At 64.2% G+C, this 23,024-nt stretch carries 23 protein-coding genes and 1 tRNA gene; 18 read left to right on the top strand and 6 right to left on the bottom strand.

Translation table 11 applies throughout. The features are described 5' to 3' along the window. Window positions 1-40 precede the first annotated feature (40 nt). From rimP to rbfA, 7 genes are read left to right on the top strand one after another with little or no spacing between them, the layout of a single operon-like run. A complete protein-coding gene (rimP, locus tag Q9K02_RS12315) occupies window positions 41-607 on the top strand; it encodes a ribosome maturation protein RimP (protein WP_305933164.1) in 567 nt (188 codons plus the stop codon). Then, complete coding sequence (gene nusA / locus Q9K02_RS12310; protein ID WP_305933163.1) at window positions 607-2,271, top strand: transcription termination factor NusA; 1,665 nt, start codon at window positions 607-609, stop codon at window positions 2,269-2,271. The genes rimP and nusA overlap by 1 nt, the downstream gene beginning before the upstream one ends. Beyond that, window positions 2,252-2,971, top strand: coding sequence for a DUF448 domain-containing protein (locus tag Q9K02_RS12305; RefSeq protein ID WP_305933162.1), 720 nt, complete (start codon window positions 2,252-2,254; stop codon window positions 2,969-2,971). The genes nusA and Q9K02_RS12305 overlap by 20 nt, the downstream gene beginning before the upstream one ends. A gap of 59 nt (window positions 2,972-3,030) precedes the next feature. Then, on the top strand, window positions 3,031-5,553 hold the full coding sequence (gene infB / locus Q9K02_RS12300; protein WP_305933161.1) for a translation initiation factor IF-2: 2,523 nt from the start codon (window positions 3,031-3,033) through the stop codon (window positions 5,551-5,553). After that, window positions 5,550-5,972, top strand: coding sequence for a PaaI family thioesterase (locus tag Q9K02_RS12295; RefSeq protein WP_305933160.1), 423 nt, complete (start codon window positions 5,550-5,552; stop codon window positions 5,970-5,972). Before infB ends, Q9K02_RS12295 begins: the two co-directional genes overlap by 4 nt. Beyond that, window positions 5,969-6,511, top strand: a complete 543-nt coding sequence (locus Q9K02_RS12290) for a DUF1697 domain-containing protein (RefSeq protein WP_305933159.1) — start codon at window positions 5,969-5,971, stop codon at window positions 6,509-6,511. The genes Q9K02_RS12295 and Q9K02_RS12290 overlap by 4 nt, the downstream gene beginning before the upstream one ends. After that, the gene (gene rbfA / locus Q9K02_RS12285; protein WP_305933158.1) at window positions 6,511-6,912 is read left to right on the top strand and encodes a 30S ribosome-binding factor RbfA; all 402 of its coding nucleotides are present in this window, start codon (window positions 6,511-6,513) and stop codon (window positions 6,910-6,912) included. The genes Q9K02_RS12290 and rbfA overlap by 1 nt, the downstream gene beginning before the upstream one ends. Before the next feature lie 3 nt (window positions 6,913-6,915). Here rbfA and Q9K02_RS12280 read toward each other — a convergent pair whose 3' ends face one another. After that, a complete protein-coding gene (locus Q9K02_RS12280) occupies window positions 6,916-8,655 on the bottom strand; it encodes an AbgT family transporter (protein WP_305933157.1) in 1,740 nt (579 codons plus the stop codon). A gap of 101 nt (window positions 8,656-8,756) precedes the next feature. On the opposite strand from Q9K02_RS12280, the gene Q9K02_RS12275 reads away from it, so the two are divergent. From Q9K02_RS12275 to Q9K02_RS12245, 7 genes are all read left to right on the top strand, one after another. After that, window positions 8,757-9,335: a thymidine kinase gene (locus Q9K02_RS12275; RefSeq protein ID WP_305933156.1), complete on the top strand. Its 579-nt coding sequence runs from the start codon at window positions 8,757-8,759 to the stop codon at window positions 9,333-9,335. Window positions 9,336-9,359: 24 nt separating this feature from the next. After that, a complete protein-coding gene (locus Q9K02_RS12270; RefSeq protein WP_305933155.1) occupies window positions 9,360-10,052 on the top strand; it encodes a site-2 protease family protein in 693 nt (230 codons plus the stop codon). Beyond that, complete coding sequence (gene truB, locus Q9K02_RS12265; protein ID WP_305933154.1) at window positions 10,049-11,047, top strand: tRNA pseudouridine(55) synthase TruB; 999 nt, start codon at window positions 10,049-10,051, stop codon at window positions 11,045-11,047. Before Q9K02_RS12270 ends, truB begins: the two co-directional genes overlap by 4 nt. Before the next feature lie 5 nt (window positions 11,048-11,052). Then, window positions 11,053-11,322, top strand: a complete 270-nt coding sequence (gene rpsO / locus Q9K02_RS12260) for a 30S ribosomal protein S15 (RefSeq protein WP_278328052.1) — start codon at window positions 11,053-11,055, stop codon at window positions 11,320-11,322. A 178-nt stretch (window positions 11,323-11,500) separates the two neighbouring features. Continuing rightward, window positions 11,501-13,789: a polyribonucleotide nucleotidyltransferase gene (gene pnp, locus Q9K02_RS12255; RefSeq protein WP_305933153.1), complete on the top strand. Its 2,289-nt coding sequence runs from the start codon at window positions 11,501-11,503 to the stop codon at window positions 13,787-13,789. Window positions 13,790-13,886: 97 nt separating this feature from the next. Next, a complete protein-coding gene (locus tag Q9K02_RS12250) occupies window positions 13,887-14,954 on the top strand; it encodes a sensor histidine kinase (protein WP_305933152.1) in 1,068 nt (355 codons plus the stop codon). Continuing rightward, window positions 14,941-15,621 (top strand): spermidine synthase family protein, encoded by a 681-nt coding sequence (locus Q9K02_RS12245; RefSeq protein WP_305933151.1) that lies wholly within the window; start codon window positions 14,941-14,943, stop codon window positions 15,619-15,621. Before Q9K02_RS12250 ends, Q9K02_RS12245 begins: the two co-directional genes overlap by 14 nt. Here Q9K02_RS12245 and Q9K02_RS12240 read toward each other — a convergent pair. Beyond that, window positions 15,618-16,139, bottom strand: coding sequence for a DUF1993 domain-containing protein (locus tag Q9K02_RS12240; RefSeq protein WP_305933150.1), 522 nt, complete (start codon window positions 16,137-16,139; stop codon window positions 15,618-15,620). The genes Q9K02_RS12245 and Q9K02_RS12240 overlap by 4 nt on opposite strands. A 72-nt stretch (window positions 16,140-16,211) precedes the next feature. Further along, the gene (locus tag Q9K02_RS12235) at window positions 16,212-16,886 is read right to left on the bottom strand and encodes a GcrA family cell cycle regulator (protein WP_305933149.1); all 675 of its coding nucleotides are present in this window, start codon (window positions 16,884-16,886) and stop codon (window positions 16,212-16,214) included. A gap of 71 nt (window positions 16,887-16,957) precedes the next feature. On the opposite strand from Q9K02_RS12235, the gene Q9K02_RS12230 reads away from it, so the two are divergent. After that, the gene (locus tag Q9K02_RS12230) at window positions 16,958-17,857 is read left to right on the top strand and encodes an ABC transporter permease (protein WP_305933148.1); all 900 of its coding nucleotides are present in this window, start codon (window positions 16,958-16,960) and stop codon (window positions 17,855-17,857) included. Window positions 17,858-17,882: 25 nt separating this feature from the next. On the opposite strand, the gene hspQ is transcribed toward Q9K02_RS12230, so the two are convergent. Next, the gene (gene hspQ / locus Q9K02_RS12225; RefSeq protein ID WP_305933147.1) at window positions 17,883-18,263 is read right to left on the bottom strand and encodes a heat shock protein HspQ; all 381 of its coding nucleotides are present in this window, start codon (window positions 18,261-18,263) and stop codon (window positions 17,883-17,885) included. A gap of 162 nt (window positions 18,264-18,425) precedes the next feature. On the opposite strand from hspQ, the gene Q9K02_RS12220 reads away from it, so the two are divergent. After that, window positions 18,426-18,515: transfer RNA gene (locus Q9K02_RS12220), tRNA-Ser, on the top strand. 19 nt (window positions 18,516-18,534) lie between these two features. On the opposite strand, the gene Q9K02_RS12215 is transcribed toward Q9K02_RS12220, so the two are convergent. Together Q9K02_RS12215 and Q9K02_RS12210 are read right to left on the bottom strand one after the other, a co-directional pair. Further along, window positions 18,535-20,835, bottom strand: coding sequence for a putative bifunctional diguanylate cyclase/phosphodiesterase (locus Q9K02_RS12215; protein ID WP_305933146.1), 2,301 nt, complete (start codon window positions 20,833-20,835; stop codon window positions 18,535-18,537). Further along, entirely contained in the window at window positions 20,832-21,413 is a 582-nt protein-coding gene (locus Q9K02_RS12210; RefSeq protein WP_305933145.1) for a cupredoxin domain-containing protein, read from the bottom strand. Before Q9K02_RS12210 ends, Q9K02_RS12215 begins: the two co-directional genes overlap by 4 nt. Window positions 21,414-21,537: 124 nt before the next feature. Here Q9K02_RS12210 and Q9K02_RS12205 point away from each other — a divergent pair, with 124 nt between their 5' ends. Together Q9K02_RS12205 and Q9K02_RS12200 are read left to right on the top strand one after the other, a co-directional pair. Then, entirely contained in the window at window positions 21,538-22,461 is a 924-nt protein-coding gene (locus Q9K02_RS12205) for a DUF3034 family protein (RefSeq protein WP_305933144.1), read from the top strand. A 31-nt stretch (window positions 22,462-22,492) separates the two neighbouring features. Continuing rightward, window positions 22,493-23,020: a group I truncated hemoglobin gene (locus tag Q9K02_RS12200; protein WP_305933143.1), complete on the top strand. Its 528-nt coding sequence runs from the start codon at window positions 22,493-22,495 to the stop codon at window positions 23,018-23,020. The last annotated feature ends 4 nt before the right edge of the window (window positions 23,021-23,024 follow it).

Here is a 23,024-nt window from a genome sequence, read left to right as displayed (position 1 = left end):
CAACCGCCGTTGCCGCAATGTCTATCGTACCGGAGACCAGATGGCAGATATCGCGCGACTGACCGAAGTTATCGAACCCGAGGCCGAGGCCCTGGGCTTCGAGCTCGTGCGCGTGAAGATGATGCCGTCCGAAGCCGGAGACGGCGGGCAGGCGCTGCAGATCATGGCGGAAGACCCAAAGACCGGCCAACTGGTGATCGAACAATGTGCCGCCCTGTCGCGCCGCGTCTCCGACCGGCTCGATGCGCTCGAGGAAGAGGGCACGGTCCTCGTTCCAGGGGCCTACCATCTCGAAGTCTCCAGCCCGGGCATCGACCGTCCGCTGACCCGCGCGAAGGATTTTGCGAATTGGGCAGGGCACGAGGCGAAGGTCTCGCTGACCGAGAAGGTCCACGGGCATCGCAACCTCAAGGGCGAGCTCAAGGGACTGGATGGCGACATGGTCGTCATCGAGGACCACAAGGCGGGCGAGGTCAGCTTCCCCCGCAATCTCATTCATTCGGCGAAGCTCGTCTTGACCGACGAACTGATTGCCGCCACCCAGCCGCTCGATACGAGCGGTGCCGACGAAATCGTCGAAACTGAAGAAGAAAAGGCAGACGACTGATGGCCAGTGCCATTTCCGCCAACAAGGCTGAACTCCTCGCGATCGCCAATGCGGTCGCATCGGAAAAGATGATCGACAAGGCCATCGTTATCGAAGCGATGGAAGAGGCGATCCAGAAGTCCGCCCGCAACCGTTATGGCGCGGAAAACGACATTCGCGCCAAGCTCGATCCGCAGACCGGCGATCTGCGCCTGTGGCGCGTCGTCGAGGTGGTCGAAGAGGTCGAGGATTACTTCAAGCAGGTCGACCTGAAGGCCGCGCAGAAGCTGCAGGACGATGCCAAAATCGGCGACTTCATCGTCGATCCGCTGCCGCCGGTCGATCTCGGCCGCATCGACGCGCAGTCGGCCAAGCAGGTGATCTTCCAGAAGGTCCGCGATGCCGAGCGTGAGCGCCAGTACGAGGAATTCAAGGATCGCGCCGGCGAAGTCATCACTGGCGTGATCAAGTCGGTCGAATTCGGCCACGTCATCGTGAACCTCGGCCGCGCCGAGGGCGTCATCCGCCGCGACCAGCAGATCCCGCGCGAAGCCGCCCGCGTCGGCGAACGTGTCCGCGCGCTCATCACCAAGGTGGAGCGGAATAATCGCGGTCCGCAGATCTTCCTCAGCCGCGCGCATCCCGATTTCATGCGCAAGCTGTTCGCGCAGGAAGTGCCCGAAATCTACGACGGCATCATCGAGATAAAGGCCGCCGCCCGCGACCCGGGCAGCCGCGCGAAGATCGGCGTCATCAGCCACGACAGCAGCATCGACCCGGTCGGCGCCTGCGTCGGCATGAAGGGTAGCCGCGTCCAGGCTGTCGTGCAGGAACTGCAGGGCGAGAAGATCGACATCATTCCCTGGTCGGAAGACGGCGCGACCTTCATCGTGAACGCGCTGCAGCCGGCCACCGTCAGCCGCGTGGTGCTGGACGAGGAAGAGGGCCGCATCGAGGTCGTCGTGCCCGATGACCAGCTCAGCCTCGCCATCGGTCGCCGCGGCCAGAACGTGCGCCTCGCCAGCCAGCTGACCGGTAACCAGATCGACATCATGACCGAGGAAGAAGCCTCGGAAAAGCGCAGCAAGGAATTCGCCGAGCGCTCCAAGATGTTCGAGGAAGAACTCGACGTCGACGAAACGCTCTCGCAGCTGCTCGTCGCCGAGGGCTTCGTCGAGCTCGAAGAAGTCGCTTACGTGGAACTCGAGGAACTCGCTTCGATCGAAGGCTTCGACGAAGACCTCGCCGAGGAGCTCCAGAGCCGCGCGCAGGAAGCGATCGAGCGCCAGGAAGCGGCGCACCGCGAAACGCGCCGCGAGCTGGGCGTGGAGGACGATCTTGCCGAGCTGCCGCACCTGACCGAGGCCATGCTGGTCACGCTGGGCAAGGCGGGCATCAAAACGCTCGACGACCTGGCCGATCTCGCCACGGACGAACTCATCCAGAAGAAGCGCGAAGCTCCGCGTCGCCGCAATAATGCCGATGGCCCGCCGATGCGTCGCGACCGTCCGCAGCGCGAGCAGGACAAGGGCGGCGTGCTGGGCGAGTACGGCCTGAACGAAGAGCAGGGCAACGAGATCATCATGGCCGCCCGTGCGCACTGGTTCGAGGATGAGGAACCTGCAGAGGCTCCCGCCGGAGACGCCGCAACCCAGGAGGCCGCCGATGCGGACTCCACCCAATGAGCGCCTGACGTCCGACATCGCCGACCCGCCCAAGGCACGGAACGCTTCCGAGCCCGGTAAGACCTGCCCGGAACGCCGCTGCATCCTGACCGGCGAGACCCAGCCGCGCGCTACCCTGCTGCGGCTGGCTGTCTCGCCGTCCGGCCTCGTCCTGCCCGATGCGCAGGAAAAGGCGCCGGGGCGCGGGGCCTGGGTGTGCAGCGAACGCGCGGCGATCGAAACCGCGCAAGGTAATGGCAAGCTGAAGGCCGGCCTGTCCCGCGCCTTCAAGACCGGCGACCTCGAGATCCCCGAAGAGCTGCCGCAAATGGTCGAAGATGCGCTGACCCGCGTCGTGCTCGACCGGCTGGGCCTCGAAATGCGCGTCGGACACCTTATGTTGGGCACCCAGCGCATTGCCGAAACGGCGCGGGCAGGGGGCGTGGCGCTGTTGTGCCATGCCAGCGACGCGAGCGAGGACGGGCGTAAGAAGCTGGACCAGGCCTGGCGCGTCGGGCGCGACATGGAGGGCTCGGGGGAGCGGGGGCTGATCCTGCCACTGGACCGCGACGCATTGTCTGTGGCATTGGGCCGCGACAATGTCGTCCATCTGGCGCTGGCCGATGATGCTGCGGCCGCGCGAGTGCTCAAGCCCCTGGTGCGCCTCATGCTTTACATGGGGCACGATGTGCCCGCCGAATACGGGCGCGCCGAGGCCTGACCGGGCCGCGCACGCCAGATGACGAACTGAACGATTAGATCGAAGAGAAACGAGCAAGAATGAGCGACGACGACAAGAAACCGGCCCGTAAACCGCTGACCCTGAAGGGTGCGCAACCGGGCGAGGTCAAGCAGACCTTCAGCCACGGCCGCACCAACAAGGTGGCGGTCGAGGTCAAGCGCCGCCGCAAGCTCGTGAAACCGGGCGAAACCCCGGCGCCCGAGGCGGCTCCCGCCCCTGCGCCTGCGCCCGCACCGGCTCCCGCACCTGCCTCGGCACCGGCAGCGAAGAAGCCTGCGGCCAAGAAGGCCCCGGCCGGAGAAACGCCGCAGGAACGCGTCGCGCGCCTCCAGCGCGAGGCCGAGGAAGAGCGCCTGCGTCTGGCCGAAGAGGCCCGCAAGCGCGAAGACCAGGAAGCCAAGCAGGCAGCCGAGGAAGAAAAGCAGCGCGCCGAAGACAACAAGAAGGCCGAGGCCGAAGCCGCGAAAAAGGCAAAGGAACAGGCCAAGGCACCGAAGGACGCGCCGGCCGAGGAAGCGCCCGCCGAGCAAGAGGCAGCACCTGCCGAGGACGGCACGCCCGCGCCTGCGCCGCGCAAGTTCACGCCCGTCAAGCGTCCGGAAATCAAGAAGCCCGAGCGCAAGAAGAAGGACGACAAGCCTGCGCGCGGTGCGGAAACGCCCGACAAGCGTCGCTCCGGCAAGCTCACCGTCAAGAAGGCGCTCAACGAGGACGAGGGCCGCCGCGCCCGCAGCCTCGCCGCGCTCAAGCGTGCGCGCGAAAAGGAGCGCCGCATGCAGGGCGGCGGCTCCAACAAGCCGCGCGAGAAGCAGGTCCGCGACGTGATCGTCCCCGAGGCGATCACCGTCGGCGAACTCGCCAAGCGCATGGGCGAAAAGGGCGCCGACCTGGTGAAGGAGCTCTTCAATCTCGACATGATGGTCACCGTCAACCAGACGATCGATCAGGATACGGCGGAGCTGCTGGTCGAGCAGTTCGGTCACAATATCGAGAAGGTCTCCGAAGCCGATGTGGACATCCAGGCCGAAGAGGATGTGGATCCGGAAGAAACGCTGAAGCCGCGTCCGCCGGTCGTCACCATCATGGGCCATGTCGACCACGGCAAGACCAGCCTGCTCGACGCGCTTCGCGGCGCCAATGTCGTGAAGGGCGAAGCCGGTGGCATCACGCAGCATATCGGCAGCTACCAAGTGAAGACGAAAGGCGGCGATGCCGTGACCTTCCTCGACACCCCGGGCCACGCCGCTTTCACCGAAATGCGCCAGCGCGGCGCCAATGTGACCGACATCGTGGTGCTGGTCGTGGCTGCCGACGACGGCATAATGCCGCAGACGATCGAGGCCATCAATCACACCAAGGCTGCCGGCGTTCCGATGATCGTCGCGATCAACAAGATGGACAAGCCGGAAGCCAACCCGGACAACATCCGCAACCGCCTGCTCGAACACGAGGTCATCGTGGAGAAGATGTCGGGCGATGTGCAGGACGTGGAAATCTCTGCCAAGGAGAAGACCGGGCTGGACGAACTGCTCGAGAAGATCGCGCTGCAGGCCGAACTGCTTGAACTGAAGGCCCGTCCCGACCGCATGGCCGAGGCGACCGTCATCGAAGCGCAGCTCGACAAGGGCCGCGGCCCGGTGGCGACCGTGCTGATCACGCGCGGCACGCTGGAGCGTGGCAACACCTTCGTCGTCGGTACGCAGAGCGGCCGTGTCCGCGCCATCGTCGACGATCATGGCAAGCAGATCAAGAAAGCCGGACCTTCCATGCCGGTCGAGGTCCTCGGCCTCGGCGGCGTGCCGAGCGCGGGCGATGTGCTGACCGTGGTCGAAAACGAGCAGCGCGCTCGCGAAGTGGCCGAATATCGGCAGGAAAAGGCGACCGAGAAGCGTACTGCACTGGCTCCGACCAGCTTCGATACGATGTTCAACAACCTTGCATCGGATCTCGTCGAATTCCCCGTACTGGTGAAGGCCGATGTGCAGGGTTCGGTGGAAGCGATCACGACCGCGCTGCACAATCTCGGCAACGACCTCATCAAGGTCCGCGTGCTCCATGCAGGCGTGGGTGCGATTACGGAAAGCGACGTCCAGCTGGCAGCGGCATCCAACGCGCCGATCATCGGCTTCAACGTGCGCCCGAATGCCAAGGCCCGCGAGCTGGTGAAACGCGACGGCGTGGAGATGAAGTATTACGACGTCATCTACCACCTGACCGAAGAAATCGCGAAGGAGATGGCAGGCGAGCTGGGTCCGGAGCGGATCGAGAACGTCGTTGGCCGTGCCGCGGTCAAGGAAGTGTTCCGCTCGGGCAAGAAGGACAAGGCGGCCGGCCTGCTGGTCGAGGAAGGCGTCATCCGCAAGGGGCTGCACGCACGCCTCACGCGCGACGACGTCATCGTCTCGGCCACGACCATCGCCTCGCTCCGCCGCTTCAAGGACGACGTGGACGAAGTTCGCGCCGGTCTCGAATGCGGTGTGGTCCTCGCCGATACGAACGACATCCAGGCGGGCGACCAGCTCGAGGTGTTCGAGGTCGAGGAGCGTGAACGCACGCTGTGAGCGCGAATACCGAAAGACCGCATAACCATGGGGCGGCGCACGCCGACCTCATGGGCGTCGAGTTCGATCATTTCGATGCGGAGCGTGAGGAAATCACGCTCCGCTTCACTGCACCCGACAGCTTCATCACCCCGCGCGGCAGCGTGCAGGGCGGGCTGGTCGCGGGCTTCCTCGACGAGGTCATGGGCTGGGCGCATGTCTGGGCGACCGAGCAGCGCGAGGCCCCGCTCAATCTCGACATCAGCATGACGCTGCTGCGTCCGGTGATGGCCGGGCCGCTGATCGGCAAGGGCCGTGTCATCCGGCGCGGGCGGCGGGTGATCTTCCTCGAAGGCGAATTGTTCGACGAGGCTGCCAATCTGCTGGCGCGGTCGACCAGTACCGCGATCCCGACGCCGAGGCCGGGAAGCGAGACGTGACCACGCGCCTCGCGCTGCTCGGTAGCATCAATATCGGCGGCAACCGTATCAAGATGGCCGATCTCCGTGAACAACTGGAGGCTGACGGCTTTGAGCGTGTCGCAACGGTAGCGGCGAGCGGAAACGTCATCTTCTCAAGCGATGACAGCGAAGCCGATCTCGCCACCCGCATCGCGACCGTCATCGAGCGCGACTTCGGCATTGCCGGCTTCGTCGTCGTCCGGACTCTCGCCGAGGTGCGCTCGGCCATTGAGGACAATCCCTTCCACGGGGAAGGGTCGGACAAGATGGTCCACACCATCTTTCTGCCGCGCCAACCGGACGAAGGCGGGTTCGAAGCCCTGCTGCAGGCACATCGCGATCGCGGCGCCGAACGGCTCGCATTGGGCGACCGCGTGCTCTATCTCGACTACGTGCACGGTGTCGGCGTGTCGGATCTGACCGGACGCTTCATCGAAAAACGCCTCGGCTGCCGGGGCACGGCACGCAACATGACCTCGCTCAAACGTATCCTCGCGAAAATGGAAGAATTCGCCTGATGGCCAAGCACCAGCATTCCACCCCCGAGCAACAGTCGGTCCGCGTCCTCAAGGTGGGCGAGCGGGTGCGGCATATTCTGTCCGAATTGCTCGCGCGCGGCGAAGCGCATGACGATGTGCTGCGTGCCTCGAACATCTCCGTCACCGAAGTGCGAATGACGCCCGACCTGCGCAATGCGAAAGCCTATGTGAAGCCGCTGCTCGGCCAGGACGAGGCGCAGGTCCTGAAGGCCCTGCGCACGAACACCGCCTTCTTCCAGAAGGAAGTCGCCAAGCGGCTGGGCCTGAAGTTCGCGCCGAAACTGTCTTTCCAGCCGGACGAAAGCTTCGACGAGGCCGACCGGATCGAGCAGCTATTGAACGACCCCAAGGTCGCCCGCGACCTCGACGACGAAGACTAAGGTCTACTCCATGATCGCCGGAGCTGCGGGTGCTGCCATCTCGGGCAGCGCGTAGCCCACCGGCGCGTCCGGCCCCAGCGGGATGCCGAGGTAGAACCACAGCACAATCAGCACCGTGCCCGATACCAGCAGCCAGATGGAATAGGGGATCATCATCGCGGTCAGGCTGCCGAGGCCGAAATCCTTCTGCCAGCGCTGGGCGAACACCAGGATCAGGGGGAAGTAGACCATCAGCGGGGTGATGATATTGGTCGCGCTGTCGCCCACGCGATAGGCGGCGGTTGCGCCTTCCGGGCTGATATTGAGCAGCATGAGCATCGGCACGAGGATCGGGGCCAGCAGCGCCCACTTCGCGCTCGCCGAACCCACGAACAGATTGAGCAGGCCGGTGAACAGCACCATCAGGCCGAGCACCAGCGGCAGCGGCAGGCCGGTCGACTGGATCGCCGCCGCGCCATGCACCGCGCTGATTAGGCCGAGGTTGGACCAGCCGAACATCGCCACGAAATGCGCCGCAGCGAAGGCGAGGACGAGGTAATAGCCCATGTCCTTCATGCTCTCGGCCATCATTTCGACGAGGTCGCGGTGATTTTTGATCGTCCCTACCGCGCGGCCATAGGCCCAGCCGGTCAGCAGGAAGAGCAGGAAGAAGGCCGCAACCAGCGACTTGTAGAACGGATCGAGTTCGGCGTGGATCGAACAGTCCGCCGCCGGAATACCCTCGCAAGCGGCTTCGTTGACCAGCGGCGTGCCGGGCGCGAACACCATGATCGCCCACAGCGCTACGACGAACAATGCGGCGAGACCGGCGGCGCGCAGCCCCTTCGACGCCAGCGCGCCTTCGTGATCGCTCGGGTCGGGGCTGAGATCGTCTCCGCCGGAGGCATGGTCTGTCGCCGCGTCGTCGCTAAGATCTTCCGTCACGCTGGCCGTTCCGGTCGCGTGATCGGCATTCGTGGTGGCCGCGCCTGCCTGCGCGCCGCCGGTCCATGCACCCAGTCGCGGCTCGATCACCTTGTCGGTGACGTACCAGATGATCGGCAGGAAAATGACGGTCATCGCGGCGATGAAGTACCAGTTGCCCGCGATATTGGCAGTCCAGGCCGGATCGAGCGCACTAGCGTTGACCGCTTCTTCGGTGATCCCGAACAGCAGCGCGTCGAGCTGGCCGGGCGAGATGTTGGCCGAGAAGCCACCCGACACCCCGGCAAAGGCGGCCGCGATCCCGGCCAGCGGATGACGTCCGGCGGCAGCGAACAGGATGCCCGCCAGCGGGATCAGCACGACGTAGCCCGCGTCTGCTGCGTGGTTGCCGATCATTGCTACCAGCGCCACGACGGGCGTCAGCAGGGATTTAGGTGCAGCCTTCACCGCCTTGGACATGCCTGCAGCAAAGAAGCCCGAGCGTTCCGCCACGCCGGCACCCAGCATCACGACGAGCACGTAACCGAGCGGATGGAAGTGCGTGAAAGTCGCGGGCATTTCGACCCAAAGGCGCTGGATGTTCTCCGGCGAGAGCAGACTGACCGCCTCGATCCGCTGGGCGCTGCCGGTAGCCTCGTCGATAGCAGTCGGGTGGAACGCGGACACGCCGCTGATGGCCGCGATCATGGACACTGCGACAAGGGCGAGGATCAGGTAGAAGAAGATGAAGACCGGGTCCGGCAGTTTATTGCCCGTCCGCTCGATCCATCCCAGAAAGCCGGTCTGCGTGTTCCCCGCCGTCGCTGCCGCGTCTGCCATGTAAGGTCCCTGTCGTCTTGTTCTGTCTGGTCGGGGCGTCATCCCCGATCCCGTATGACGCCCTCCTTAACACCTCGCGCGCCTGAGGCTAGGGCTGGGCGATGGCCAAGCTCTATTTCTATTTTGCGAGCATGAATGCGGGGAAGAGTTCGACCCTGCTGCAAACTGCGTTCAACTATGGCGAGCGGGGCATGCGTGTCTCGCTGTGGACTGCGGCGCTGGACGATCGGCCGGGCTTCGGCGCAATCTCCAGCCGGATCGGGCTGGCAAGCGACGCGCACAGGTTCGAAGCCGATACCGATATCGAAGCGCGCGTACTGGCCGACCACGCCGAGAATCCCCTCGCCTGCGTGCTGGTGGACGAGGCGCAATTCCTCACGCGCGAGCAGGTCTGGCAGCTCGCGCGACTGGCAGATGACGGCGGCATCCCCGTGCTCTGCTACGGCCTGCGGACCGATTTTCAGGGCGAGCTTTTCCCCGGCTCGGCGGCCCTGCTCGGCATCGCCGACCACCTCGTCGAAATGAAGGCCGTCTGCGATTGCGGCCGCAAGGCGACGATGAACCTGCGTGTCGACGAAAACGGCAAGGCCGTGAGCCAAGGCGCGCAGACGGAAATCGGCGGCAACGATCGCTATGTCGCCATGTGTCGCAAGCATTTCCGCGAAGCGCTGGCGGGCTGACCCGCCGGTCCCTATCTAGCCTCGATGACCGAAACTCTTATTCTTGCTGCGGTGCTGGTGCCGTGCCTAATCGTCGCCATCGTCTTTCACGAGGTGGCGCATGGCTGGGTCGCGCTGATGCTGGGCGATCCGACTGCGAAGGAGCAGCGCCGCCTCAGTCTTAACCCGATCCGCCATGTCGATCCGATCGGGACCATCATCGTACCCGGCGCACTGGCATTGTTCGGCGGGCCGATCTTCGGCTGGGCCAAGCCGGTGCCGGTCAACGCGCGGCGGCTCGACAATCCGCGTTTCGGCATGATGGCAGTCGCTGCCGCCGGTCCGGGGACGAACCTGCTGCTCGCGCTGGTCGCGGCGCTGTTCATCGGTGTGATCGGAGGGTTCGCGCTGAACTTGGGCGCGGCCTTGCCCGAATGGGTGATGACCGCTTTCGGCGCGTTCGTCCTGATCAACGCCTTCCTCGCTTTCTTCAACCTGTTGCCGATCCCGCCCTTCGACGGGTCGCATATCGTCGGCGGGCTGATGCCGCGGCGCTGGGCGAACCAGTGGCAAAAGCTGCAGGCGATGGGGATGCTGGTCTTCGTCGTGCTGATCGCGGCGACTTGGGCCTTCCCCGACGCTCGGTGGATCGAGAACACCATCCTGCCGCCGGTCGAATGGATCAGTGGCTTCTTCTTCTCGGTCGCCAACGGCATTGCGGGTGTGATCGGCGGATGAGCGATCTCAAACCTGCGCCGCACGGGTGGTTAGTGCTCGACAAGCCGCGCGGCCTCGGTTCGACGCAGGCCGTGAGTGCGGTCAAACGACTGTTGCGGCAGGGTGGCTATGCCAAGACCAAGGTCGGCCATGGCGGCACGCTCGATCCGCTGGCCGAAGGCGTGCTGCCGATTGCGCTGGGCGAGGCGACCAAGCTTGCCGGGCGCATGCTCGATAGCGACAAGATCTATGCGTTCACGATCCAGTTCGGCGAGGAGACCGATACGCTCGACACCGAAGGCGAGGTGATCGAGCGAACCGACCGCCGGCCACCGATGGCCGCCATCGCTGCGGTGCTGGAGCATTTCACCGGTGAGATCGAGCAGGTCCCGCCCGCCTATTCTGCGGTGAAGGTGGACGGCAAGCGCGCGTACGACCGCGCAAGGGCGGGCGAGGAAGTGGAGATGACAACGCGCCGCGTGACGATCCACAAACTCGGCTTCGAAGGGGAGCGGGAAGATGCGCCGCTGCGATCCGTTTTCGCCACCACGGCCGGTCGCCCCGATCCCTACGATCCGCAAGCCCCGCTCGAACTGGCCGACAGCATTACCTTGGTGGCGCATGTGTCAAAAGGCACATACATCCGCTCGCTGGCACGGGACATCGCACGCGCCCTTGGAACGCTGGGGCATGTGACTTATCTCAGGCGCATCAAGGCCGGTCCGTTCCGCGAAGATCAGGCGATTTCGCTGGACACGCTGGAGAAAAACGCTAAGGGCGCGGCCATCGAAAACCTTCTCCTGCCGCTGGAGGCGGGACTGGACGACATCCCGGTCCTCACCCTCGACCCGACAAGCGCGCAGGCGGTCCGCCAGGGCCGGGTATTGTCGGACTTGCCCCACACCGACGGGCTCCACCTCGCCACACTGCACGATGTGCCGGTGGCCCTGATGGAACTCAGCGGAGGCTCGGCCAAGGTCGTGCGGGGCTTCAACCTACCGGATGTCGCGGAGTAGAATGCATGTCGGTTACCGCCGAGAACAAACAGAAGATCATCAAGGACAATGCGCAGGGCAAGGGCGACACCGGTTCGCCGGAAGTCCAGGTCGCCATCCTGACCGAGCGCATCAAGAACCTGACCGAGCACTTCAAGTCCAACCACAAGGACAACCACTCGCGTCGCGGTCTCCTGATGATGGTCAACAAGCGTCGCAACCTGCTCGCCTATCTCAAGAAGAAAGACGTCGAGCGGTACAACGCGCTGATCCAGAAGCTGGGTCTTCGTAAATAAGAGTTTCGGGAGGGGCGGCTCGGAAGGGCTGCCCCTCTTGCTATCCGGCTCCCGGGCAATTCGGCTCCGGAGCGGGCAATGGGGCCAAAACAGCGCCCCGAACCGGACCGGGACGGTATCCCCGGCACAGTAGGCCCCGCCGGTGCAATCAGGCGCGGCGGGTCATTTAGGAAAATACATGTTCGACAAGAAAACCGTATCGATCGAGTGGGGCGGAAAGACCCTCACCCTCGAAACCGGTCAGATCGCCCGTCAGGCAGACGGCGCCGTGCTGGCCACCTATGGCGAAACCGTGGTGCTGTGCGCCGTGACCGCCGCGCGTAGTGTGAAGGAAGGGCAGGACTTCTTCCCGCTGACCGTCCACTACCAGGAAAAATTCTCCGCTGCGGGCCGTATCCCGGGCGGCTTCTTCAAGCGCGAAGGCCGCGCCACGGAGAAGGAAACGCTGACCAGCCGCCTGATCGACCGCCCCGTGCGGCCGCTCTTCCCGGAAGGCTTCTACAACGAAATCAACGTCATCGCGCAGGTCCTGTCCTATGATGGCGAGACCGAGCCCGACATCGTCGCGATGATCGCCGCCTCGGCTGCGCTGACCATCAGCGGCCTGCCTTTCATGGGCCCGATCGGTGCCGCGCGCGTCGGCTTCGACAATGATGGCAACTACGTTCTCAACCCGACCGTCGCCGACGCGCTGGGCGAAAACGGCAATCTCGACCTCGTCGTGGCCGCCACGCAGGACGCGGTGATGATGGTCGAATCCGAAGCGAAGGAACTGACCGAAGAGCAGATGCTCGGCGCCGTCATGTTCGCGCATGAGGAAAGCCGCAAGGTCATCGGCGCGATCATCGATCTCGCCGAACAGGCCGCCAAGGATCCGTGGGAACTCGCTCCGGTCGAAGACAAGACCGCCAAGCTCGAAGAGCTGCGCGGCGTTATCGGCGACGATCTGGCGAAAGCCTACAAGATCACCAACAAGGCCGAGCGCCAGGACGCGGTCAACGATGCCCGCGCCAAGGCGCGCGAGCATTACGCCGATCTGGAAGAGAGCGATCCGGCCGAATACATGGGCCGCCTGAAGCTCGTGAAGAAGCTGGAAAGCGACATCGTGCGCAAGGCGATCCTCAAGGATGGCCAGCGTATCGACGGCCGCAAGACCGACGAAGTTCGCCCGATCGAGGCGATGGTCGGCCTGCTGCCGCGCACGCACGGTTCGGCGCTGTTCACCCGCGGTGAAACGCAGGCGATCTGCACCACCACGCTGGGCACCAAGGATGCCGAGCAGATGATCGATGGTCTGGAAGGCCTGTCGTACAGCAACTTCATGCTGCACTATAACTTCCCGCCCTATTCGGTCGGCGAAGTGGGTCGCTTCGGCTTCACCAGCCGCCGCGAAACCGGCCACGGCAAGCTCGCTTTCCGCGCGCTGCGTCCGGTCCTGCCCGATCACGAGGACTTCCCGTACACCATCCGCGTGCTGTCCGACATCACCGAGTCCAACGGCTCGAGCTCGATGGCGACGGTGTGCGGCGGAAGCCTGTCCATGATGGACGCCGGCGTTCCGCTGGCGCGGCCGGTCTCGGGCATCGCCATGGGCTTGATCCTCGAAGGCAGCGACTTCACCGTGCTGTCCGACATCCTGGGTGACGAAGACCACCTGGGCGACATGGACTTCAAGGTCGCCGGTTCGGAAAAGGGCATCACGTCCCTGCAGATGGACATCAAGGTCGCCGGCATCACGCAGGAGATCATGCAGACCGCGCTCGAACAGGCGAAGGCCGGTCGTGCGCACATCCTCGGCAAGATGACCGAAGCTCTCGGTTCCTCGCGCGGCGAAGTGTCCAAGCACGCTCCGCGTATCGAAACGATGCAGATCGACAAGTCGAAGATCCGCGACGTCATCGGCACGGGCGGCAAGGTAATCCGCGAGATCGTCGCCGAGACCGGTGCCAAGGTCGATATCGACGACGAAGGCGTGATCAAGATTTCGTCGAGCAATGCCGATGAGATCGAAGCCGCGAAGAAGTGGATCGAAGGCATCGTCGAAGAGGCGGAAGTCGGCAAGATCTACACCGGCAAGGTCGTCAACATCGTCGACTTCGGTGCCTTCGTGAACTTCATGGGCGGCAAGGACGGTCTCGTCCACGTCAGCGAAATGAAGAACGAGCGTGTCGAAAAGCCGACCGACGTCGTGTCGGAAGGCCAGGAAGTGAAGGTCAAGGTCCTCGAGATCGACCAGCGCGGCAAGGTCCGCCTGTCGATGCGCGTGGTCGACCAGGAAACCGGCGAAGAACTGGAAGACACCCGCCCGCCGCGCGAACCGCGCGGTGATCGCGGTCCGCGCGGCGGCGGCGGCGGCCGTGGCGGCGATCGTCGCGGCGGTCGCGGTGGCCCGCGTCGCGATCGCGATGGCGGCGGAAACAAGGACGAGGGCGGCGAAGCCCACGTGCCGGACTTCCTTAAGGACTGATCTGCAACGCCTTTTGGCAATGTGGGGCCGCGAGGGTATAGACCTTCGCGGCCCTTCCTTTACGGGCCTGTTTTTGGGCGAGGAGATACGAGGGTCGATGTTCAGGGCGCTGCGGGACTTGCCGCCGGACAGTCTTACTTTCCTGCAAAGATTGCCGCTCGCCAAGCGCCGCCCGTGGATCGGCTATGGCGTCGCGGTCGTTGCGAGCTTAGCAGGGCTGCTGGTCCGCTGGGCGGTTGGCGGAGCCTTACCCGAGGGCTTTCCCTACATCACTTTCTTCCCCCCGGTCATTCTGACTGCCTTCTTCTTCGGCGTCGGCCCTGGGGCGCTCGCTGCAGTCCTGTGCGGACTGTTGAGCTGGTACTTTTTCATCCCGCCGCTCGATAGCTTCGCGCTCGACTATCGCGCCGTGGTGGCGCTGCTATTTTTCATCGGGATCGTCGTTGTCGATATCGCGCTCGTCCATTGGATGCAGATCGCCAATGCGCGGCTGGCGCTGGAGCAGCAACGCACCAGCCAGCTCGCTGAAACGCGCGAGATGCTGTTCAAGGAGCTCCAGCACAGGGTCGGCAACAACATCCAGATGATCTCCTCGCTGCTCAATCTGCAGCAGCGCGGGTTGGCGGACGGTGACGGCAAGCAAGCGCTGACTGATGCAGCCCGGCGGCTTGGTCTAGTCGGTCGTTTGCAGCGCACTCTCTACAGCGCCGATGGCGCCCAGCTGTCGCTGGCCAATTATATCGACCGCATCGCGCGCGACACGCTGGACGCCTCGGGTCGTGACGACATCGATTACGTCTTCGATGCCCAGGCGAGCGGCACGCTGGCGACCGAGCATGCCGTTTCGACCGCGCTGGTCGTCGCCGAGGCGATCAGCAATTGCGTGGAGCATGGCTATGCCGACGCAGGTGGGTCGCTTGAAGTGACGGTCGTGGACCGCGCTGACGAAGAGCCGTGCTACATCATCTGCATTCAAGACGAAGGATCAGGCTTGCCGTCCGGCTTTGCGCTGGAGAATGCCGACAGCCTCGGTCTGCGGATCGCCACAAGCCTTGCCCGTAGCCTGAAGGGTGAGTTCACCCTGTCCAACCGGGAAGACGGCAAGGGCGCCATCGCGCGTCTGGTCATTCCCCAATCCGAAGAGATCATCGATGCTGCCCCGTGAAACCCTGGCGACCGCCGAAGTGCCCGACGGCGAAACGCTGACGCTCGTCAGCCATGGCCGTGACTTCATCATCATGCTCGGCCGCGACGAGCTGATGGGCACGCGGATGCAGTTCTCCGAAGAGCAGCTTGCAGTGCTGACGCTAGCCGAACTCGATGCGGCCAAGCCGCGCGTCCTGATCGGAGGCTACGGGATGGGCTTCACCTACCGCGCGGCGCTCGACCGGCTGCCCGAGGGTGGCTCGGTGACCGTGGCCGAGATCGTGCCCGAGATCCTCGACTGGGCGAAGGGACCGCTGGCGCATCTTACCGGTGAGAGTCTCGCGGATCCGCGCGGAGAAGTGGTACTGTGCGATGTCGCCGCGCTGATTGACGATGCGAATGACGGCACCAGCGACAAATACGATGCCATCCTGCTCGACGTCGACAACGGACCCGACGGGATCGTGCGCGATGCCAACTATCGTATCTACAGCAAGACCGGGCTCGGCAAGGCGCGCGACGCGCTGCGGCCCGGCGGCATCCTGGCGGTGTGGTCCGCCGCGCCCGACCACAAGTTCACCGTTCGCCTGAAAGAAAGCGGCTTCGATGTGGAGGTGCGCGAAGTTCGCGCGCGGCCGAACAACAAGGGGCCGCGCCACACCATCTGGTTCGCCCGCAAGCGCTAGGTTTTGATGCGCACACGGCCCATAAAATCGCCCTTGCCGACGGGCACACCCTTCATCCGCAGGATGTCGTAGGCTGTCGCGCAGTGGAAATAGATGTTCGGCTGGCTGAAGCTGAGCAGGAAGTCCTCGGCGTCGAAGTCCATGCGGCGATCCTTGAACTCGAACCGCATCGGTTGGCCCATGAAGGCTTCGATATCGGCTTCCGACAGGGCTTCCATGGCCTCGCGCGCGCCCGACAGTTTTTCCCGCAACGCGTCGAACGTCGTCGGCGGCGGATTGAGATCGGGAGAATAGACGCCGGCGCGGACGCCTTCGATCGCGCCCTGCGTATGCTCGGCAACGCACTTCACCTGGTAGCACCACGGCAGCATGTCCTCGATGATCCGCGCGCCGATGATGTCGGCTTCCGAAACGCCGTTCTCACTGCACCATTTCTCCGCAGTGTCGACAAGGTGACGCGCTGTGCCCAGCATTTGGAGCGCGCTGGGGACATAGGCGGCGTGAAGCGAAAGGGGCATTGGCAAACTCCGGTCGGTCTAAAGAAAAGGCCCGGCGGTCGCGTGACTTCCGGGCCTTTCGGAAAATGAACTTTAGCGGACCCGCGGGCCGCCGAAGGGCAGGGGCGGAGGCGGACGGCGTGCACCGCGCGGAAGCTGTGCCTGGTACGCGCGGCCGCAATGTTCGACGCAATAGGGGAAGCCGGGGTTCACGGCTTCTCCGCAGAAGTGGAAATCGGGTTCGCCCGGATGGCCCATCGGCCAGCGGCACACCTTGTCCGACAGATCGAGCAGGCTGGTCTTGTCCGCGATCGAGGGATCGGGCTTGGCCGGCACCAGGCGGCGCGGCGGAGCCGGCGGGATCGGCGGCTGCTGATCGCCGGGCCCCTGACGCAGGAAGCCGCCTGGTCCGACGGAGACAATCTTGGGCAGGTCGGGCCGCTTGTCGGGCAGCGGTTGCGACGGGACCGCAGCGCTGGGCGCAGGTGTGGGCGCAGCGGCAGGCTTTGCCGGGGCTGCGGCCTTCGGGGCGGGCGGCTTGGGCGCGGCCTTCGGAGCCGGTTTGGGCGGGGCCTTGGCCTTTGGCGCAGCCTTCTTCTTCTCGTTGGCTTTCACCGGCGAAGGGCGCGATTTCAGGCCGAGGCGATGGGCCTTGCCGATGACCGCATTGCGACTGACGCCGCCGAGTTCCTCCGCGATCTGGCTGGCGGTCGATCCGCCTTCCCACATCTTCTTGAGTGTTGCGATCCGTTCGTCGGTCCAGCTCATTCGTGAATCCTGTATAGTCCTGGCCGTCCGGAGCTTGCCAAGACGGGGTACGTGGCCCTAGGCGCGCAGCCATGGCCGATCAAGTCAATCCTGCCCCCGCGGGCACCGAGCAACCCGACGCAAATTTCGTCGAGGATGGCGGCGCTGCGAAAGGCCGGTTCGCCGAACGCGGCAAGCCGGTGATCACCGGCATCAACCGCGTGGGTTTGTGGAGCCTCTATATTAAGGAGGTCCGGCGGTTTCTCAAGGTGCAGACCCAGACAATCTGGGCTCCAGCGATCACGACGCTTCTGTTCCTCGTCATTTTCTCGGTCGCCTTGGGGCGTGGCGGGCGCGAGGTGCTGGGCGTCAACTTCCCGACCTTCGTCGCACCCGGCCTGATCGCCATGGCGATGATGCAGAATTCCTTCGCCAATTCGAGCTTCTCGCTGCTGTCGGGCAAGATCCAGGGCACGATTATCGACCTGTTGATGCCGCCGCTGTCCGAAGGCGAGCTGATGATCGGCATCGTCGGCGCTGCCGTCACGCGCGCGATCGCAGTGGGCTTCGTCGTGGCTGCGGCCATGGCGCTCTATCCGGGCGTCAGTCTCGCCATGGCGCACCCTTGGGCGGTGGTCTGGTTCGGCCTGATGGGCGCCGCCATGCTGGCGATCCTCGGCCTGATCGCGTCGATCTGGGCGGAGAAGTTCGATCATAATGCGGCGGTCACGAATTTCGTCATCACGCCGCTGGCGATGCTGTCCGGCACGTTCTACATCATCGACCGGCTCGCGCCTGCATTCCAGGCGGTCAGCCGCGCCAACCCGTTCTTCTATGTGATTTCGGGCTTCCGTTATGGATTTCTCGGCCAGAGCGATATCGGCGATGCAGCGCACGTCGCATGGGCGGCATTCGGCCTTCTGGCGCTGAATACCGTGCTGGCGTTCGTCGCCTACAAGTTGCTCAAATCCGGCTGGAAAATCAAAAGCTGACGGTGCGCCGGGCCCTTGGCCGAAATCAGTGCGTCAGGCTGCGCCGCATGCGGTAGCGACCGCTTTCGAACTGCTGGAAATAGACGTGCACGTCCGGGTGCTCGACCGGGCCGCTGACCGCATCGTTCAGCAGGTTCTGCTGGCTGACATAGGCCACGTAGCTGTTCTCGTCGCTCTCCGCGAGCAGGTGATAGAACGGCTGGTCGCGGTCGGGCCGGATATCTTCGGGGATCGCTGCATACCATTCTTCCGAATTGGCGAAGACCGGATCGATATCGAAGATCACCCCGCGAAAATCGAACACCTTGTGCTTGACCACATCGCCGATGGCGAAGCGGGTCTTGGCGCGGCGCGGTGCCTCGATCGTGCGACCGGCCTGGGCGGAGAAGAATTGAGCGCGTTCCATAGTTGCGCAGGATATGGTGCGCTGCGGCAAGTAAACAAGGTGGGCGAGGCAGCCCATCCCCCGAATTCGCACCCGAAAGGGCTTGGCAAGCCCGGGCGGCTCGGCTAATCGGCCCGCCTCGCTTCGACCGAGGGCTTATGCCCGGAAGCACACCCGACATGCGGAGAGGTGGCAGAGTGGTCGAATGCGCTGCACTCGAAATGCAGTATAGGTGCAAGCCTATCGAGGGTTCGAATCCCTCCCTCTCCGCCATCGGCCTTTTCCGCAGATGTTATCCTGCCAAGGCAGCGGCGTTGTCTGCGCCGGTCCAGGCTTTCACCTGCTCGGCGGTCATCGGACGGCTGAGGAGATACCCCTGGATGCTGCGGCATCCTTCGCGGCGCAGGATGGCCAACTGTTCTTCGTCTTCGACGCCTTCGGCCAGCGTTTCCATGCCGAGCGCCTCGGCCAGCGTGGTGATCGCACGGATGATGGCGTGGCCGTTCTCGCCGCTGGCCAGATCGGTCACGAAGCTGCGATCGATCTTGACCTTGTCGAAGGGGAAAGACCGCAAATAGCTGAGCGAGGAATAGCCGGTCCCGAAATCGTCGAGGGCGATCCGTACGCCGAGGTCGCGCAGGCTATGCAGGATAGCCATGGTCTTCTCGACATTGGTGATGAAGATGTTCTCGGTGATTTCGAGTTCGAGCCGCTGAGGTGCGATTCCGGAGGCTGCGATGGCATTGAGGATCTTGCCGACCAGATCCGGTGATCCGAACTGTTTGGGCGAGATGTTGACGGCAACGGCCAGATCGTCGTCCCACAAGCTGGCCTGATGGCAGGCCTCGCGCACGACCCATTCCCCGATCGGCAGTATGAGGCCGGTTTCCTCGGCGAGAGGGATGAAATCGTTCGGAGGCACCAGTCCCTTGGTGGGGTGGTTCCAGCGGATGAGCGCCTCGAAGCCCTTAAGCCGGTCTTCCGTAAGGCTGTAGAGCGGCTGGAAATACAGTTCGAATTCGCCGTCGTTGATCGCCGTGCGCAGGTCCAGTTCCATCTGCCGCCGCTGGCGCGCCTGCTCGTCGAGCGCTGGCTCGAAGAAGTGGTAGCAAGACTTGCCTTCGCGCTTGGCACGATAAAGCGCCAGATCGGCGTGCTTCATCAGAGTGATGCCGTCGTCGCCATCCGCGGGGGCGATAGCAATGCCGAGACTGGCGGAACAGTCGGCTTTCTGGCCGTCGATGTCGATCATGCGCATGAAGCAGGACTGGATCCGTCGCGCCAGCGTGTTGAGATCGGTCAGTGGCCCGATGTCGTCGATCAGGATCGCGAATTCATCCCCGCCGAGCCGTGCGATGGTGGCTTCCGGAAGGTCCTCGCGCAGGAAACCGGCCACCTCTCGCAGCAGGATGTCGCCCGCAGGATGGCCGAGCGTGTCGTTGACGACCTTGAAATCGTCGAGATCGGCGTAGGCGACCATGACCTGCCGGTCGTCGCGCCGCCGGGTAAGCGCCAAGGTCAGTTGTTCGGTAAAGAGCTTGCGATTGGGCAGGTTGGTGAGGCCGTCGTGCAGGCCGACATGGACGATTTTCTTCTCGCGCTCGTCGATGGCCTCGATCATCGTGTTGAAGCTGCCGGCCAGGCGGCCGATTTCGTCATCGGTTTCTACCGGCACTTCTACCCGCTCTCCGGCGCTGACGAGCCGGGTAGCTTCGTCCAGCTTGCGGAGCGGCAGGGTAATCGTCTTCGCGACGCGCCAGCTGAGCGCGATCACGAGCAAGAGGCCGGCGAACGCCAGTGCCGCCAGCAGCCAGCGGATGCCGGAATATTCGGCCAGCGACTTGGTAAGCGAGTGCCTCAGCACGAGCTGCGGATTGAGGCCTTCTTCAAGCGTTGGAAGCGCGGACACACGATAAAGGAAGCGCTCGCCTTCTGAACGTTCGAACACTTTTCCCCTGGGGGCTTCGGCGATCCCATCGGGCAGTCGGGCCTGCCGCATCACCGTCGCGTCGAGATCGATGGCCGCCAGTTCGACGAGGCGGGCCAGTTCCGCTTCGTCGAGCGGCTGGGTGACGACGAGCCACCCGACGAGGTCGGGAACCTGGATTGGTGAAGCCGCGGCCAGCGCAAGCCGATCGCCCTGCATGATCACACCATAGCTGCGACCCTCGTCGAGCGCATTCCACAGGCCCATCGGGTCCGGCATGTCATCGCCGGTGGAACCCGTGAGCGAGGCATCGTAGCCGACGACGAAAGCGGCGCTGCTGCCGGACCGCTCGCGCAGGCTGTCGAGCGCGCTGGCAAGCGTTGGCCGGTCGTCGGTAGCTACCGCCTCGCGAAACCCGAAATCGCGGGACAGCACGTCGGTCGAGCTGCGCATCTGCTGCGCCCGAAGGACGAGTATCTCGTCGAAAACGCGGGCATTGGCGGCGAGATCGCGCGTGGTGGCGTCTTCAGCGAAGCGGCCGATACCCTGTCCGACGATAACCAGGATCGTCGCCAGCACGATAGCGAACAGGGTTGCATACAGGGCCGCCATTCGCAGCTTGAGCGAACCGAAGCGCAAGAGGTCGATAGGGGCCATCGCCGTCATCGCAGGCGAACCTTGTATTTGCGCGAGAGCCCGTTGCCGATCGACACGGTCTGGCTCGTCTCGTTGGCGGGCGCCCTGAGGCGGGGATGCCAAACGGTGATGCTTGCCGTTCCGCCGGGCAGACCGGTGATATCGACGATGCCGTTGCCGTTTGTCTTGCCCGCGAAGGGCGTGTCGACGACGCGGACATAGCCGCGCATATCGTCATGAATATTGCAGCCGAGCGCTGCGGCCCCTGTGGTGTCGAAGCGCTGGGTGCGTGTCTGGTCGCGGCCGTAGAGGTCGATTTCGAACCGGGCGATTTTGGAGAAGCTATAAATGCTGTGGCGGACGCGATCGAGGTTGGGGAAAGCAACGGTCGCCCCCTTGGCGACCACCAGCGTGCCGGGAACGAACTGCAGATCCTTTTGCCCCATTGCTGCCCGCCAAGGGAAGCGGACGGGCGATCCGGCGCCGCCTGCGGGCATGATCTCCACGACCGCATCGCGCACGGGCATGCCGCGTTCGTCGACGATCTGGATACGCGCATCGCGCGTGTTCGATGCCAGCAAATGCGCGGCCGGCACGGCCAGGCTCACGCATGCCAGAAGGATTGCGACCGGTTTCACAAGCGCCGGAGTAGTGGGAAATGATTAACGAACTGCTCTGCGCGAAATACGGGTATTAGCAGCCTGTTAACCACGCCGATCTACCACGCCGGTCATGAACAGGGTCCCCGCTTTGGCCGTCCTCGCGATTGGCTTCGTATTCTCCACCGCTCCTGCCATTGCGCAGGATGAGAACGCGCGAACCGAACCGGAAGCCATCGCAAACGAATCGGACACAAGTCTGCTACCGGGCGGCAAATTGTTGCTGACGAATGGCGTCACATCGATCGAAGGGGCGAGCGGCGGCGGCATTGCGACCTGGGCGACGATCGGCGGCCTGCAAACCGATCGCGGCATCGGGCTCACGGCGCATGGCACGCTGATCGAATTGCCCGATTTCGGCTGGCAGAGCCATGGCGTCGCCTTAGCCATCGCCGATCGGGTGGAGCTGTCCTATGCGCGCCAGAATTTCGATACGCGCGATGTCGGTGCCGCGCTCGGGCTCGGGCAGGGCTACACATTCAACCAGGACGTGTTCGGCGCCAAGGTGCGGCTGGCGGGCGACCTCGTCTATGGCGACCCGCTGATGCCGCAAATCGCCGTCGGCGTGCAGCACAAGCGCAGCCGCGATGCTGCCGTGGTGCAAGCAGTAGGCGCGGACAGCGCGAACGGAACCGACTTCTTCGTCAGCACATCCAAGCTGTTCCTCGCCCGCAGTGTGCTGGCTTCGGCCACGCTGCGCTATACATCGGGCAATCAGGGCGGGCTGCTCGGCTTCGGGAGCGCGACCGATGAGGGCCGTGAGCTGCAGTTCGAGGGATCCATCGCCTACCAGCTATCGCGGCGCGCGGTGGTCGGGGCCGAATTCCGCAGCAAGCCCGACAATCTCGGTTTCGGCGAAGACGACTGGATGGACGTTTTCGCCGCTTATGCCGTGAGCGATCATATCACCGTGGCCGCCGCTTACGCCGACCTCGGCTCCATCGCGACCTTCGAGGACCAGCGCGGCGGCTTCCTCTCCGCGCAGATCGCATTCTGACGTCACGACGATTACCGACAGCGAGATCATCATGCTTCTTTTTCCTATCGCCCTCATGGCCCTGCAGGACACGCCGCCCGCCGATATCGACTGGGACAAGGAATTCGGCGTGGAGGAGCGGGTGCGCGATCCGGAGACCGGCGAGTTGCCGGTCGATCCCTACGAACAATCGAACGACAATGCCGGGGCACGTCAGTTTTCAGGGTCGCAAATGGCGGACCATTTCGGCGGGCAGGACGGGATTCGCCGCATCGCTGTTCGCACCGTCGAACTATCGCGCGCGGACTCCCGCATTGCCGAGATTTTCGTCGCTCACGATATGGTGCGGCTGGAGCGCACGCTGTTCGAGCAGTTCTGCTTCATCCTCAATGCCGGATGCGATTACACCGGGCGCGACATGGCGGCGGCGCATGCCGGCATGGGCGTGACCCGGCGCGACCTGAATGCGCTCGTAGAGAATCTGCAACAGGCCATGCGCGAAGAAGACGTGCCTTTCGCAGCCCAGAATCGCTTCCTCGCCAAGCTCGCGCCCATGTCGAAAGACGTCGTCGAGCGGTAGGTTC

The sequence above is a fragment of the Qipengyuania profundimaris genome, assembly GCF_030717945.1.
Classification (GTDB): domain Bacteria; phylum Pseudomonadota; class Alphaproteobacteria; order Sphingomonadales; family Sphingomonadaceae; genus Qipengyuania; species Qipengyuania profundimaris.
This window is presented reverse-complemented; position numbering and strand designations above follow the sequence as displayed.

What these genes read in the sequence shown, in the direction of transcription:
- rimP (WP_305933164.1), top strand. Translation starts at nt 41, where the DNA reads ATGGCAGATATCGCGCGACTGACCGAAGTTATCGAACCCGAGGCCGAG.
- nusA (WP_305933163.1), top strand. Translation starts at nt 607, where the DNA reads ATGGCCAGTGCCATTTCCGCCAACAAGGCTGAACTCCTCGCGATCGCC.
- Q9K02_RS12305 (WP_305933162.1), top strand. Translation starts at nt 2,252, where the DNA reads ATGCGGACTCCACCCAATGAGCGCCTGACGTCCGACATCGCCGACCCG.
- infB (WP_305933161.1), top strand. Translation starts at nt 3,031, where the DNA reads ATGAGCGACGACGACAAGAAACCGGCCCGTAAACCGCTGACCCTGAAG.
- rbfA (WP_305933158.1), top strand. Translation starts at nt 6,511, where the DNA reads ATGGCCAAGCACCAGCATTCCACCCCCGAGCAACAGTCGGTCCGCGTC.
- Q9K02_RS12280 (WP_305933157.1), bottom strand. Translation starts at nt 8,655, where the DNA reads ATGGCAGACGCGGCAGCGACGGCGGGGAACACGCAGACCGGCTTTCTG.
- Q9K02_RS12275 (WP_305933156.1), top strand. Translation starts at nt 8,757, where the DNA reads ATGGCCAAGCTCTATTTCTATTTTGCGAGCATGAATGCGGGGAAGAGT.
- Q9K02_RS12270 (WP_305933155.1), top strand. Translation starts at nt 9,360, where the DNA reads ATGACCGAAACTCTTATTCTTGCTGCGGTGCTGGTGCCGTGCCTAATC.
- truB (WP_305933154.1), top strand. Translation starts at nt 10,049, where the DNA reads ATGAGCGATCTCAAACCTGCGCCGCACGGGTGGTTAGTGCTCGACAAG.
- rpsO (WP_278328052.1), top strand. Translation starts at nt 11,053, where the DNA reads ATGTCGGTTACCGCCGAGAACAAACAGAAGATCATCAAGGACAATGCG.
- pnp (WP_305933153.1), top strand. Translation starts at nt 11,501, where the DNA reads ATGTTCGACAAGAAAACCGTATCGATCGAGTGGGGCGGAAAGACCCTC.
- Q9K02_RS12250 (WP_305933152.1), top strand. Translation starts at nt 13,887, where the DNA reads ATGTTCAGGGCGCTGCGGGACTTGCCGCCGGACAGTCTTACTTTCCTG.
- Q9K02_RS12245 (WP_305933151.1), top strand. Translation starts at nt 14,941, where the DNA reads ATGCTGCCCCGTGAAACCCTGGCGACCGCCGAAGTGCCCGACGGCGAA.
- Q9K02_RS12240 (WP_305933150.1), bottom strand. Translation starts at nt 16,139, where the DNA reads ATGCCCCTTTCGCTTCACGCCGCCTATGTCCCCAGCGCGCTCCAAATG.
- Q9K02_RS12235 (WP_305933149.1), bottom strand. Translation starts at nt 16,886, where the DNA reads ATGAGCTGGACCGACGAACGGATCGCAACACTCAAGAAGATGTGGGAA.
- Q9K02_RS12230 (WP_305933148.1), top strand. Translation starts at nt 16,958, where the DNA reads ATGGCCGATCAAGTCAATCCTGCCCCCGCGGGCACCGAGCAACCCGAC.
- hspQ (WP_305933147.1), bottom strand. Translation starts at nt 18,263, where the DNA reads ATGGAACGCGCTCAATTCTTCTCCGCCCAGGCCGGTCGCACGATCGAG.
- Q9K02_RS12215 (WP_305933146.1), bottom strand. Translation starts at nt 20,835, where the DNA reads ATGACGGCGATGGCCCCTATCGACCTCTTGCGCTTCGGTTCGCTCAAG.
- Q9K02_RS12205 (WP_305933144.1), top strand. Translation starts at nt 21,538, where the DNA reads ATGAACAGGGTCCCCGCTTTGGCCGTCCTCGCGATTGGCTTCGTATTC.
- Q9K02_RS12200 (WP_305933143.1), top strand. Translation starts at nt 22,493, where the DNA reads ATGCTTCTTTTTCCTATCGCCCTCATGGCCCTGCAGGACACGCCGCCC.